We start from the raw sequence: 12,896 nt of genomic DNA, 5'->3' as shown, positions 1-12,896 counted from the left end.
CTGGAAGGAGGTGTTCCGGAGGTGATCGTCATGATGCACACCACAGTGGGATGGCATGTCGAGCTGGAGTTCACGGAGGACGACCAGCACACGCGGGCGGTCGCGATGGTGCGGCTCCCCGACGGCACCGAGGTCCGCGCGCACGGCCACGCCAGCCGGCACCGGGTCGACTCCCAGCAGCCACGCGTCGGTGAGGAGGTCGCGGGCGCGCGGGCGTTGAACGAGCTGGCGATGCAGCTGCTCACCAAGGCCCACGACGAGATCGACGCGGCGTCGGGGCGGACCTCGCACCCCATCCACGTCTGAACCGGGGTCGGGGTCCGTCGCTAGGACGGGGACGAACCCTGGCCGAGCGACGCGCGCACCGCCCGCACCAGCGCCTGCGCCCGCGGGTCCGCCGTCACGGACTTGCGGAAGCCGTTGGTGACGTAGCCCAGGGCGATGCCCGCCTCCGGGTCGGCGAAGCCCAGGGAGCCGCCGCGGCCCGGGTGGCCGAAGGAGCCGGGGGACAGGAACGGGGACGCGCCGCCGTGCAGCATGTAGCCGAGGCCGAACCGGGTGCCCACGACCAGGACCCGGTCGGGCCCCGCGGACTCCTCGGCGCGGGCCAGCTCCATGGTCGCCGGGTCGAACAGCCGCACCCCGCGCGTCACCCCGCGCGTCACCCCGCGCGTCACCCCGCGCGTCACCCCGCGCGTCACCCCGCGCGTCACGCCGTCGACCTCGCCGATCAGCGCCGCGTAGAAGCGGGCGAGACCGTCGGCCGTCGCGATGCCGCCCGCGGCCGGGAGCGCGGCCGCGCGGTACGCCGGGTCGTTCTGGTCGGGGGACGGGGTGATCGCGGCGAAGGCGCGGCGGGTGAGGGAGTCCGGGTTCCCGTAGGCCTCGGTGACCGAGCGCTTGGGGCGCAGCCGCGGACCGGTGCCCGACGGGCCGGTCCCGGAGGGCGGGGGGTCCGGCAGGGGCCCGACGCGACCGGCCCGCCCGGCCGCCTCCTCCGCCGCGGGCAGCCCCACCCACAGGTTCAGGTCCAGCGGCGCGGCGATCTCGTCCGCGATCCACTGTCCGGCGCCCCGCCCGCCCGTCACCCGGCGGACCAGCTCGTCGAGCAGCCAGCCGTAGGTCAGCGCGTGGTAGCCGTGGTCGGTGCCCGGCTCCCAGACCGGTGCCTGCGCCGCGACGGCCGCGGGGCCCCGCAGCGGGTCGAGGGCGTCGGCGGGGGTGAGCGGACGGTCCAGGACCGGCAGCCCGGCCCGGTGGTTCAGCACGTGCCGGACCAGCACCCGCTCCTTGCCGTGCGCCTTGAACTCCGGCCAGTACTCGCCCACCGGCGCGTCCAGGTCCAGCTCCCCGCGCCGGTGCAGCAGCAGCGGTACGGCGGCGGCGACGCCCTTGGTCGCCGAGCGGACCACCTGGGCGGTGCCCCGGCGCCACGGTTCGGCGCCGGTGGTGTCGTCGACGTTTCTGGTGCCGCCCCACAGGTCGACGACCTTGCGCCCGTCCCGGTAGACGGCGACGGCCGCGCCCCGCTCGCCGAGCGCGGTGAAGTTCCGTGCGAACGCGTCCCTCACCGGCTCGAAGCCCTCGGCCACCGTGCCGTGCACGTCCACGCTCCCGTCCGCCTCCACTCTTCCGCGCTCCTTCCGCTCGCCCGTGACCGTGGGGTGCAACCGCCACCGGCCGTCCGCGATTCCTCAGCCGCTCGCCGGGACCGATCGCGGGTCGAAGCCGAAGGGCAGTTCCAGGCGGTGGGCGCGCATCAGCTCGTCGTCGGAGAGCAGCGCGGCGGTCGGTCCGTCCGCCGCGATCACGCCGTCGCTGAGGATCAGCGCGCGCGGGCACAGCTCCAGGGCGTAGGGCAGGTCGTGGGTGACCATCAGGACCGTGACGTCCAGGGAGCGCAGGATGTCGGCGAGTTCGCGGCGGGAGGCCGGGTCGAGGTTGGAGGAGGGCTCGTCCAGGACCAGGATCTCCGGCTCCATGGCGAGCACGGTCGCCACCGCCACCCGGCGCCGCTGGCCGAAGGAGAGATGGTGCGGCGGCCGGTTGCCGAACTCCGCCATGCCGACCAGGGTGAGCGCCCGCTCCACACAGGCCTCCAGCTCCGCCCCCTTCACCCCGGCCGCCGCCGGTCCGAACGCCACGTCCTCGCGCACGGTCGGCATGAACAGCTGGTCGTCGGGGTCCTGGAAGACGATGCCGACCCGGCGCCTGATCTCGGCCATGTTCCGCTTGTCGACCGGCAGCCCGGCGACGGTGACCGTGCCGGTGCCGCCGGTCAGGATGCCGTTGAGGTGCAGCACGAGCGTCGTCTTGCCCGCGCCGTTCGGCCCGAGCAGCGCGACCCGCTCGCCGCGGGCGACGGAGAAGTCCACGCCGAACAGGGCCTGGTGCCCGTCGGGGTAGGCGAAGGCGAGGCCGCGGACGTCGAGGGAGGCGGGGGTGTTGGGCACGGCGTCTGGCGCGGGGTCGGCGACGGGGCCTGTCAGTGGGTCGGTCACAGGGTCCATCCCAGCAGACAGACCACCAGCGCCGCACACGGGAGGGTCAGCGCGTACGACCACTGCGCCCGGGACGCGGTCACCTCGTCGATCACCGGCATCGAACCGGCATACCCGCGGCTGACCATGGCCAGGTGGACGCGTTCGCCGCGCTCGTAGGAGCGGATGAACAGCGCCCCCGCGGACTTGGCGAGCACGCCCCAGTGCCGTACGCCCTTGGCCTCGAAGCCCCGGGACTCCCGGGCGATCCGCATCCGCCGCATCTCGTCCGCGATCACGTCGCCGTACCGGATCATGAACGAGGCGATCTGCACCAGCAGCGGCGGCAGCCTCAGCCGCTGGAGGCCGAGGAGGAGTTCCCGCAGCTCGGTCGTGGAGGCGAGGAGCACGGAGGCGGCGACGCCCAGGGTGCCCTTGGCCAGGACGTTCCAGGCGCCCCACAGGCCCTCGACGCTCAGGGACAGGCCGAGCACGTCGACCCGCTCGCCCTGCGCCACGAAGGGCAGGAGCACCGCGAACGCGACGAACGGCACCTCGATCAGCAGCCGTTTGAGCAGGAAGGGTGCCGGGACCCGGGCCGCGTGGGCCACCGCCGCGAGCAGTACGGCGTACAGGCCGAAGGCCCACATCGCCTCGCGCGGCGTCGACACCACGACGACCACGAAGGCGAAGGACGCGGCGAGCTTGGTGTGCGGCGGCAGGCCGTGCACGGCGGAGTGGCCGTGCCGGTAGAGCCGGTGGGCGTGGCCCGCGCCCACGTCAGACGGCCGTTTCGGTGGTGCTCGGGGAGACGTCGTCGCCCCGCCGCCTGCGCACCGCCCAGAACACGGCGCTGCCCGCGACGACGGTGACGCCGACGCCGATCACGCCCGCCAGGCCCCCGGAGACCCGGGCGTCGGTGATGTCCTTGACGCCGTAGTCGGCGAGCGGGGAGTCGGCGGAGGCGTGCTCCTCGGCCTTCGCGTCGATGCCCTTGTCGGAGGCGACCTTCTCCAGGCCGTCGGGGTCGGCGGAGGCGTAGAAGCTGACGAAGCCGGCGAGGACCAGGGAGGCGACGAGCCCGGTGATCCACACCGTGCGGTGCGAGCGGGCGGCGGCGGGCGCGGGGGCCGGGGCGCCGCCGGAAGGGGCGCCGGAGGGGGCGTCGACCAGTTCGCCGTTCACCCGCAGCCTGAGCTTCCGCTGAAGCCCGCGCGCCCCGTACACCAGGTCCGGGCGCACGGCGATGACGGCGCCGACGGTCAGCGCGGTGATCGCGGCCTCGCCGATGCCGATCAGCACGTGCACGCCGACCATCGCGGTGGCGACCTTGCCGATGGAGACGTCGGTGGTGCCGCCGATCCAGTACAGGAGCGTGAAGGCGAGGGCGGCGGCCGGGACGGAGACGAGCGCGGCGACGAACGAGGCGACGGTGACCGAGCGGCGGGTGCGCGGCAGGACCTTCACCAGGCCCCGGAAGAGGGCGTAGGCGACGACCGTGGTGACGATCGCCATGTCGGTGATGTTCACGCCGAGCGCGGTCAGGCCGCCGTCGGCGAAGAGGATGCCCTGCATGAGCAGGACGACGGAGACACACAGCACGCCGGTGCAGGGCCCGACGAGGATGGCGGCCAGCGCGCCGCCGAGCAGATGCCCGCTGGTCCCGGCCGCGACCGGGAAGTTCAGCATCTGCACGGCGAAGATGAAGGCCGCGACCAGCCCGGCCAGCGGCGCCGTCCGCTCGTCCAGTTCCCGGCGCGCGCCGCGCAGGCTGACCGCGATGGCGCCCGCGGCGACGACTCCGGTCACGGCGGAGGTCGGGGCGTTGATGAATCCGTCAGGTACATGCACGGTTCGATGATAGAGACCAATTGCAACTCGTTCGCAAGAGCGAGGTAAAGGCTGATCTCACATGTGATATCCGGCTCACAGGGCGTGAGCCGGGAAATATGGGACATTGGAGTGGGGGTGGACGCACAGCTTCACCACAGGTGGCACAGCGTAAGGGGCGACCCCATGTCCGTAGTCGAACAGTACGCACGAGCCCACATCCTGACGGACGCGGACCTCCCCGACCAGGACGACGGCGGAGCGATACCCGTCGTCCTGCGCTACGACCCCGAGCTGGACCCCGCCAAGGTGTGCGTCGCCCTGCCCGGCAGGGGCGGCCGGGCGTCCCGCTCCCGCGAGTGGACCTTTTCCCGCGCGCTGCTGGAGCAGGGCCTGCGGGCGCCCGCCGGGAGCGGCGAGGTGCGGGTGTGGCCCTGCGGCCGGGTGCAGGCCGTGGTCGAGTTCCACTCCCCGCAGGGCTGCTCGGTGGTCCAGTTCGAGAACAAGGCACTCATCCGCTTCCTGCGCCGTACCTACCAGGCGGCCGCGCAGCCGGTGGCCCACTGAGCACCCGGTGGCGGACGGTGGGTGTCAGCCGCCCGCCTTGAGCAGCGCCGCGACCATCGGACCCGCGGTGTCGCCGCCGTGCCCGCCCTGCTGGACCACGCCCGCCGCCGCCAGGTCTCCCCGGTACGCGGTGAACCAGCCGTTGGGCTTCTCCTGGCCGTCGACCTCGGCCGAGCCGGTCTTCGCGCCGACGTCGCCGCTCACCCCGGCCATCGCCTCCGCGGCCGTGCCGTACGCCGCCGTGTAGGACATCAGCTCGCGCAGCGCGCCGAGCGTCTGGCCCGACATGGTGCGCGAGGCCGTGGCGAGCGCCCGCCCGTCGACCGACGGGGCGACCAGGTACGGCTGGTGGAAGCTGCCCGACTTCACGGTCGCCGACACCGACGCCATGTTCAGCGGGTTCATCCGCACCCCGCCCTGGCCGATGAGGGAGGCGGCCATCTGGGCCTTGCTCTCCACCGGCACCCTGCCGTCGAAGGTGGACACGCCGACCGACCAGTTGTTCATGGACAGGCCGAAGACCTCCTTCGCCTGCCTGGTCAGGTCGTCGTCCTTCAACTCGGGGGCCTGGCTGATGAAGGCGGTGTTGCAGGAGCGGGCGAAGCTCGCCTTGAAGGTGCCGTCCTTGATCTCGAACTTGTCGTCGTTCTGGAACTTCCAGCCGCCGTAGCTGAAGAACTTCGGGCACGGGTGCTTCTCGTTCACGGACGCCAGGTTCTTCTCCAGCAGCATCGAGGCCGTGATGACCTTCATGGTGGAGCCGGGGGCGAGTGAGCCGAGGAAGGCGGTGTTGAAGCCGTGCCCGCCGTTGGCGACCGCGAGGACCTCACCGGTGGAGGCGCGCAGCAGCACCACCGACGCGCCCTTCCTGCCGTCCACCTGCTTCTCGGCGGCGGCCTGGAGGGCGGGGTCGAGCGTCGTCCTGAGCGTGCCGGGGGTGCCCTTGCTCAGCTCCAGCAGGGTCTTGTCGGAGACGTCACCGGCGCCGGACTCCTTGGAGCCCTTCCCGTCACCGTCCGCCCCGCCGCGCACCACGCGCAGTTCGACGCCGGGGGTGCCGCCGGACTTCTTGCCGTACTTGTCGCGCAGGCCGTCCAGGACGGTGCCCAGGGAGGGGTACTTCTTGGCGGTGAGCTCAACGCCGTTGCGGTCCAGCGCCTTGACCGGCGGGTCGCCGGCCTTCCCGGTGACCAGCTTGTCGCCGTCCCTCAACTCCGGGTGCACGACGGCGGCGTGCCAGTCGACGCGGGGTTCGCCGTCGCCCTCCCGGCGGACGACGGTGAGCGCGCTGTCGTACGCCAGCGGCTCGGCCGCCTGCCCGTAGGCGACGGTGGCCTTCACGGCGAACGGGACCTTCTCCCCGGCCGGGGTGCCCGCGGTGAAGGTGGCGTCCTTGATGCGGGCGTCCTTGGTGTAGCCGGTGAGCAGCGCCTTCGCGGCCGCGGCGTCGTCGGTCGCGGCGGCCGCGCCGGCCACGTCGCCCCGCTGCCAGGCGGTCAGGAACCGCTGGGCGGTCGAGGTGACCTCGGCCGCCGTCAGCGGGCCCGACTTCACCTTCTCCGCCGCCGCCGCGGACTTCGTGCGCGCGCTGTCCTCGCCGTCGGCCCCGCCGCCGTACATCGCGTAGGCACCGAATCCGGCCCCGGCCACGACCACGGCGGCGACACTGCCGATCACGGCGGGTTTCGTCCTGCGCCGCTCGGTGGCGGCGTCCCTTCTGCTGCCCACTGCGTCCCGTTCCTCGGTGCGTTCGGTGCGTTCGGTGCGTTCGGTGCCTTCAGCGCCGGATGCCTCCGGCAACGCGGACCACAGTAGGGCCACCCATGGCCAGTGGTCTGCCTCAGCCGCCGACTCGTAGCACGTCTGCGACGATCGGCCCGGCCGCGTCGCCACCGTGGCCGCCCTCCTCGGTCATCGCCGCCGCCGCGACGTCGTCGCGGAAGGCGGTGAACCAACTGTTGGAGACCGCCTGCCCGTCGACCTCGGCCGACCCGGTCTTGGCACCGATGTCGCCGCGGAGCCCGGACATCGCCTCGACGGCGGTGCCCTGGGTGGCGGTGAGCCGCATCATCTGCCTGAGCTGGGAGGCGGTGCCCTGCGGCAGCCCCTTGGCGGTGGCCGGCTCCCGGTCGTCCAGGTCGAACGGGACCAGATAGGGCTGGCGGAACTCGCCGGTGATGGCCGTCGCGGTGACCGAGGCCATGTTCAGCGGGTTCATCTGGACCTGGCCCTGCCCGATGGCGTTGGCCGCGCGGTCCGGGCCCCCGGAGGCGGGGACGCGGCCGTCGAAGGACACGATGCCGGTCTGCCAGTTGTCCTGCCCGAGCCCGAAGCGCTCCTCGGCCTCCTGCGTCAACGAGGCGTCCGTGAGCGGCTTCTCGTCGATGAGCTTGATGAATCCGGTGTTGCAGGAACGCAGGAAGGTGTTGGCCAGCGTGGCACCCGGGTTGGGCTTCATGTTGGTCAGGTTCTTGAAGGTCTGGCTCTGCCAGGTCGCCGTGTCGGGGCAGGGCGCCGGACCGTTCATCGAGGTCACGCCGTTGTCGATGAGCATGGCCGCGGTGATGATCTTCATGGTGGAGCCGGGGGCGACGCGTCCCTGGAAGGCCGCGTTGAAGCCGTCCGCGCGGTTGTTGGCCACGGCCAGGACCTCACCGGTGCTCGGCTTCACCGCGACCACGGAGGACTCCCCGTACCGCTTCACCGCCTTCTCGGCCGCGGCCTGGACGCTCGCGCTGAGCGTCGTCCTGAGCTTCCCGGGCTCGCCCTCGGTCAGCGTCAGCAGCGGGGTGTCCGGCGCCTGCGTGCTCGTGTGCCGGACCACCAGCTCGACGCCGGGGGTGCCGCCGGCCTCGGAGCCGTACCGCTCCCGCAGGGTGGCGAGGACCGGCCCGAGCGAGGGGTACTTCTCCTTCGTCAGCACGGTGCTGCCGTCCCGTCCGACGGCCTGGATCTGCGGGGTCGCGGACTCCTCGGTGACCAGGGTGTCCCCGTCCTTCAGCCCGGGATGCACGACGGAGGGCGTCCAGTCCACCAGTGGCCGCCCGCTGGTCTCCCCGCGCACCACGGTCAACCGGCTCTCGTAGCCGAACGGCTTGGTCGTCCCCTCGTACGACACCTTCGCCTTCACGGTGAACGGTACGGAGGTGCCGGTCGCCCTGCCCGGCGTGATCTCGACGCCGCCGATGTGCGCCTCCTCGCCGTAGGCCGTCAGCAACGTCCCGGCGACCGAGGCGTTGTTGGTGTACGACGCGGCGGTCGTGGCGTCGCCCTTCTCCCAGGCGGCGAAGAACTTCTCGCTCGCCTCCGCGACCTCGTCCGCACTCGGCGGCCCGCTCTTGGCCTCCGTCCCGGACCCGCCTCCGTCCAGCGCGGACACCATGTTGTAGGCGCCGTACCCGGCACCGCCCACCATCACGGCCAACACCCCGCCTATGACGGCGACCTTCACCCCCCTGCCCATGGGCAGTCCCCTCCCCGTCAGACCTTCCGCACGCTTTCTTGAACGCGTTCAGAAGTAGTTGTAGGTGCACTCTATGTGCCGGGGGTGACCAGCGGTACGGGTGTTTCCGATTGGTGGCCAAAAGGAGACCCGGGGCGTCTCGGGTCGCACTCGAGTCGTGATGTGTACGTGTACGTGTGCGTACACGGGTAAAGTGAGAGGTCTGGATCCAGCCCTACACCCGGGAAGGGGCAGAGCATGTCAGACGCCACCATCCGAGCACGGTCCGAGACCCGTGACCGCCTTGCCTCCGTCGCCGAAGCCGAGGGGATGAGCCTGCGCGCCTGGCTCGACCAGCTCGCGGAGGCGGTCAGGACTCCGGCCGAGCGGGCCGAGGAAGCCGAGCGTACGCGGCAGATCCTCCAGGAGTGGACCGGGTACGACCCTGCCGCACCCGACGCCGAGGCGGATGCGATCCTCGCTCGCCGTATCGCGGAGGCCAAGTTCGCGTGAACGAACTGCACATGGTGCTGGACACCGGCGCGCTGGTTTCCCTACGAGGCAACCCGCTGGTGTCCCGCTTGGTCTACCAGGCCACCAGCAGCCCCGGGACCCGCCTTTACGCGGCGGCGTGCGCGCTGGTGGAGGCGGACCGGACATATCCGGGGCTGGCTGAGCATGTGGCACAGCTCCCGGCAGTCGACATCCTCCCTCTGGATCTGAGCGCTGTGCTGAGCCTGTCGGGCACGGACGGGTGGGGCCTCCCTCACACGCAGCATGTCGCCCAGCCGTCGGAGGAACGCCCGCACGGCGCTGTGGTGGCGACCGTCAGCCCCGAGGACTGGAAGGGGCGTCCGGTGCGGTTGCTGTCCCTCGCCCTGGACGAGTGATCGGCTGGCTTCTCATCCCCGCTCGGCGGCAGTGGCATCTCCTGGAAAGCCGTAGCCCCTGTTGAGGGCAGCGTGCAATGGGAGCGGAGCCGCTGCTGCCCACCGGCCGGAAGACGGGGGAGACCGAGGAAGTGGTCGGGGCGGCCGCCCCTAGCCATCATGTAATGCACATCTCCTTGAGGCCGACCATGGGGGCACGGAGTGCCGCTGTGCCCCCGCGACCCTTTCTGCCCGGCTACACCCACGTATCCAGCCACATGCGCGCCCGCCACTCCTCCATAGGAATCGCCGTGCCCGTGTACAGGGGCCAGAAGTAGATGAAGTTCCAGGCGATGAGGAGGACCAGGACGCCCGCTCCCGTCGCGCCCGCGACCCGGCGGGTGTCGGAGCAGCCCGGGGGGCCGATGATCGCGCCCAGCAGCATCGCCACCGCCAGGCACAGGAACGGGACGAAGACGACGGCGTAGAAGAGGAAGATCGTGCGCTCCTGGTACAGGAACCAGGGGAGGTAGCCGGCGGCCACGCCGCAGGCGATGGCGCCCGCGCGCCAGTCGCGGCGGAAGAGCCAGCGCCACAGGACGTACAGCAGGGCGAAGCAGCCCACCCACCACAGCAGGGGCGTGCCCAGTGCCAGCACTTCGCGGGCGCACTTCTCGCCCGCGTCGACCGGGCAGCCGTCCGAGCCGGCCGCGGGCGACTCGTAGAAGTAGGAGACCGGGCGGCCCAGGACGATCCAGCTCCAGGGGTTCGACTGGTAGGTGTGCGGCGAGGTGAGGTGGGTGTGGAATTCCAGCACCTGGTTCTCGTAGTGCCACAGGCTGCGCAGCCAGTCCGGGAAGAGCCACGACCAGGAGCTGTGCGCGCCGTCCTTCGCGGCCCAGTCGCGGTAGTAGCCGCCGGTGCCGTCGGAGGGGGAGAGGATCCAGCCGAGCCAGGAGAGGAGGTACGTCGCCAGGGCCACCGGGACCGTGGAGAGGAAGGCCAGGCCCAGGTCGCGGCGCAGTACCGCGCGGTAGGGGCGGTGGGCGCCCGCCACGCGGCGTGAGCCCGCGTCCCACAGCACGGCCATCACGCAGAAGGCCGCCATCACGTACAGGCCGTTCCACTTGGTGGCCGCCGCCAGGCCCAGCATCAGGCCCGCCGCCAGGCGCCAGGGGCGCCACCCGAGGCGGAGGGTCTCCGCGACGTGCGCGTCGGGGCGGACGCGGCCGTCCTCGTCCACCGGGAGCGCCGCGGCGAGTCTCCGCCGGGCCTTGTCGCGGTCGACGACCAGGCAGCCGAAGGCGGCCAGCACGAAGAACATCAGCACGCCGTCCAGCAGCGCGGTGCGGCTCATCACGAAGTGCAGGCCGTCCAGCGCCATCAGGGCGCCCGCCAGGCACCCGAGGAGGGTCGAGTGGAACAGCCGGCGGCCGATCCGGCACAGCAGCAGCACCGACAGCGTGCCGAGCAGCGCCGTCATGAAGCGCCAGCCGAAGGGGTCGAAGCCGAACAGCAGCTCGCCGAGGCCGATGACGTACTTGCCGACCGGCGGGTGCACGACGTACGCCGCGTCGGTCGGGATCGGGACGTTCCCGCCCGAGTTCAGGATCAGGTCGTTGGCGTTCTTGTCCCAGTTGACCTCGAAGCCGCGGTGGATCAGCGCCCACGCGTCCTTGGCGTAGTACGTCTCGTCGAATATCACCGCCTTCGGGCTGCCCAGGTTCCAGAACCGCAGCACCCCCGCGAGCAGCGCCACCAGCAGCGGTCCGCCCCACGCCGACCAGCGCACGACCCGGTCGGCGAGCGGCTTCGACAGGCCCAGGAAGACCCACAGGCGCGGACTGGGGCTCGTGTACGGCGGCACCAGCCGGTCGCGGACGTCGCCGGCCGCGGGCCCCGCCGTGTAGCCGAAGCGGCGCAGCCGCTGCTGCCAGGTGGGCGGCTCGTCGTGCGGGGCCTGGCCCTGCCGGGTGTCCGTGGAGGACGCGGTACTGGTCACCGCGCCATCGTAGGGAACCGCGCTGTGCGCGTCCCGCGCATGGGGCTGACGGGTGCGGATACGTTCCCCTTCCGGGCGGACTGGGAGGATGGGGGAGTGACTGGAACCCTTGTACTCGCGGGCACCCCCATCGGCGACGTCCAGGACGCCCCGCCCCGGCTCGCCGCGGAACTGGCCGGCGCGGACGTCGTCGCCGCCGAGGACACCCGGCGGCTGCGCCGGCTCACCCAGGCGCTCGGCGTCGCACCGGCGGGGCGGGTCGTGTCGTACTTCGAGGGCAACGAGTCCGCCCGTACGCCGGAACTGGTCGAGGAGCTGGTGGGCGGCGCCCGGGTGCTGCTGGTCACCGACGCCGGGATGCCGTCGGTGTCCGACCCCGGGTACCGGCTGGTCGCCGCCGCCGTCGAGCGCGGCGTCCGGGTCACCGCGGTCCCCGGCCCCTCCGCCGTGCTGACCGCGCTCGCCCTGTCCGGGCTGCCGGTCGACCGGTTCTGCTTCGAGGGCTTCCTGCCCCGCAAGGCCGGCGAGCGGCTGACCCGGCTGCGCGAGGTCGCCGGGGAGCGGCGGACCCTCGTCTACTTCGAGGCCCCGCACCGGCTCGACGACACCCTCGCCGCCATGGCCGAGGTCTTCGGCGCCGACCGGAGGGCCGCCGTCTGCCGGGAGCTGACCAAGACGTACGAGGAGGTCCGGCGGGGCGGGCTCGGCGAACTGGCCGCGTGGGCCGGTGAAGGGGTGCGGGGCGAGATCACCGTCGTCGTCGAGGGAGCGCCGGACACGGGGCCGGAGGAGATCGGCGCCGAGGAGCTGGTGCGCAGGGTGCGGGTGCGCGAGGAGGCGGGGGAGCGGCGCAAGGAGGCGATCGCCGCGGTGGCCGCCCAGGCCGGCGTGCCCAAACGGGAGGTGTTCGACGCGGTGGTGGCGGCGAAGAACGCGGGGAGCTGAGGGGATCCGGGGTGATCCGCGGAGATAGGAGGTGATACGAGGTGATACGAGGTGATCGGAAGGGCTCGGCTTGACCTCGGCCACCCCCGTCCTTGGCCCGCTCCTGACCTAGCGGGCACTCCTGCCAAGGGCAGCCCAAATCGGCACAAACACTCGGCAGCGGCTGGTGCTTTCCCGCTGGTGGAGGAGTCCACTGGAGGAAGGAACCAAACGAACCGAAGGAGCCGGGATGAGCATGAGTGAGAGCACCGTGCGGACCCGAGTACGTGCCGGTGCCACCGCCGTCGTCCACGAGTCGTACTCCTTCGCCTGCATGCGCTGCGGGCACGGCTGGGAGCAGTCGTTCGAGATCGAGCACCACACGGACACCGACGGCCACGCGTTCGTGCTCTACGTCGCGGACGGCCGCGTCGTACCCTCTCCGCTGACCCGGCCGACCTGTGCGGCCTGCGACAGCCACGTCATACGCATCCTGCGCCCGGGCCGGGTCGCCTCCGTGCGCGGCACCACCCACGGCGCCCACCAGGTGCCCCCGGCCGGCCCCCTGGAGGTGCCGCGGGTGCCCGAGGCGCCGGGGCCGATGGCGCCGGGACTGTCCGGCGAACGCCGGCACTGGCACGTGGCCGACCTGCTGCACGTCCTGCACCTCCACCGCAGGGCGAGCTAGGGCCTGTTGCGAAAGTGGATCTTGTTCGTTGATGATCACGTCCTGTGAGACGTGGGGATCTGACGAATGGCCAGTGGGCCCGGCTTGAGCCTCT

The 12,896-nt window shown here is 72.2% G+C and carries 13 protein-coding genes; 6 read left to right on the top strand and 7 right to left on the bottom strand.

The features are described 5' to 3' along the window. The first annotated feature begins 30 nt into the window (after positions 1–30). On the top strand, positions 31–306 hold the full coding sequence (locus IE94_RS0130470; protein WP_030190655.1) for a DUF1876 domain-containing protein: 276 nt from the start codon (positions 31–33) through the stop codon (positions 304–306). Between the two features lie 20 nt (positions 307–326). Here IE94_RS0130470 and IE94_RS0130465 read toward each other — a convergent pair whose 3' ends face one another. The 4 genes from IE94_RS0130465 to IE94_RS0130450 form a co-directional block, all read right to left on the bottom strand. After that, positions 327–1,610: a serine hydrolase domain-containing protein gene (locus IE94_RS0130465; protein WP_030190653.1), complete on the bottom strand. Its 1,284-nt coding sequence runs from the start codon at positions 1,608–1,610 to the stop codon at positions 327–329. Between the two features lie 84 nt (positions 1,611–1,694). Then, positions 1,695–2,510 (bottom strand): energy-coupling factor ABC transporter ATP-binding protein, encoded by an 816-nt coding sequence (locus IE94_RS0130460; protein WP_245235340.1) that lies wholly within the window; start codon positions 2,508–2,510, stop codon positions 1,695–1,697. Then, a complete protein-coding gene (gene cbiQ / locus IE94_RS0130455) occupies positions 2,498–3,259 on the bottom strand; it encodes a cobalt ECF transporter T component CbiQ (protein WP_030190650.1) in 762 nt (253 codons plus the stop codon). The genes IE94_RS0130460 and cbiQ overlap by 13 nt, the downstream gene beginning before the upstream one ends. Before the next feature lies 1 nt (position 3,260). Continuing rightward, complete coding sequence (locus IE94_RS0130450) at positions 3,261–4,331, bottom strand: energy-coupling factor ABC transporter permease (protein WP_030190648.1); 1,071 nt, start codon at positions 4,329–4,331, stop codon at positions 3,261–3,263. A gap of 165 nt (positions 4,332–4,496) precedes the next feature. On the opposite strand from IE94_RS0130450, the gene IE94_RS0130445 reads away from it, so the two are divergent. Then, entirely contained in the window at positions 4,497–4,877 is a 381-nt protein-coding gene (locus tag IE94_RS0130445) for an SsgA family sporulation/cell division regulator (RefSeq protein WP_030190646.1), read from the top strand. A 24-nt stretch (positions 4,878–4,901) separates the two neighbouring features. Here IE94_RS0130445 and IE94_RS0130440 read toward each other — a convergent pair whose 3' ends face one another. Further along, positions 4,902–6,605 carry a penicillin-binding transpeptidase domain-containing protein gene (locus IE94_RS0130440; protein ID WP_030190644.1) on the bottom strand — a complete coding sequence of 568 codons (1,704 nt, stop codon included), beginning with the start codon at positions 6,603–6,605 and terminating at the stop codon, positions 4,902–4,904. A gap of 112 nt (positions 6,606–6,717) precedes the next feature. After that, entirely contained in the window at positions 6,718–8,340 is a 1,623-nt protein-coding gene (locus IE94_RS0130435) for a penicillin-binding transpeptidase domain-containing protein (protein WP_030190642.1), read from the bottom strand. Between the two features lie 237 nt (positions 8,341–8,577). Here IE94_RS0130435 and IE94_RS0130430 point away from each other — a divergent pair, with 237 nt between their 5' ends. Both IE94_RS0130430 and IE94_RS0130425 read left to right on the top strand, forming a co-directional pair. Beyond that, positions 8,578–8,832, top strand: coding sequence for a hypothetical protein (locus IE94_RS0130430; protein ID WP_030190633.1), 255 nt, complete (start codon positions 8,578–8,580; stop codon positions 8,830–8,832). After that, complete coding sequence (locus IE94_RS0130425) at positions 8,829–9,209, top strand: PIN domain-containing protein (RefSeq protein ID WP_342450765.1); 381 nt, start codon at positions 8,829–8,831, stop codon at positions 9,207–9,209. The genes IE94_RS0130430 and IE94_RS0130425 overlap by 4 nt, the downstream gene beginning before the upstream one ends. 235 nt (positions 9,210–9,444) lie before the next feature. Here IE94_RS0130425 and IE94_RS0130420 read toward each other — a convergent pair whose 3' ends face one another. Next, positions 9,445–11,190 (bottom strand): dolichyl-phosphate-mannose--protein mannosyltransferase, encoded by a 1,746-nt coding sequence (locus IE94_RS0130420; protein ID WP_030190628.1) that lies wholly within the window; start codon positions 11,188–11,190, stop codon positions 9,445–9,447. Between the two features lie 96 nt (positions 11,191–11,286). On the opposite strand from IE94_RS0130420, the gene rsmI reads away from it, so the two are divergent. Both rsmI and IE94_RS0130410 read left to right on the top strand, forming a co-directional pair. Beyond that, positions 11,287–12,135, top strand: coding sequence for a 16S rRNA (cytidine(1402)-2'-O)-methyltransferase (rsmI, locus tag IE94_RS0130415; protein ID WP_030190626.1), 849 nt, complete (start codon positions 11,287–11,289; stop codon positions 12,133–12,135). Between the two features lie 229 nt (positions 12,136–12,364). Beyond that, positions 12,365–12,802, top strand: a complete 438-nt coding sequence (locus IE94_RS0130410) for a hypothetical protein (RefSeq protein ID WP_030190623.1) — start codon at positions 12,365–12,367, stop codon at positions 12,800–12,802. The last annotated feature ends 94 nt before the right edge of the window (positions 12,803–12,896 follow it).

The organism is Streptomyces violaceorubidus (assembly GCF_000717995.1).
In the GTDB taxonomy this organism is placed as follows: Bacteria; Actinomycetota; Actinomycetes; order Streptomycetales; family Streptomycetaceae; genus Streptomyces; species Streptomyces violaceorubidus.
This window is presented reverse-complemented; position numbering and strand designations above follow the sequence as displayed.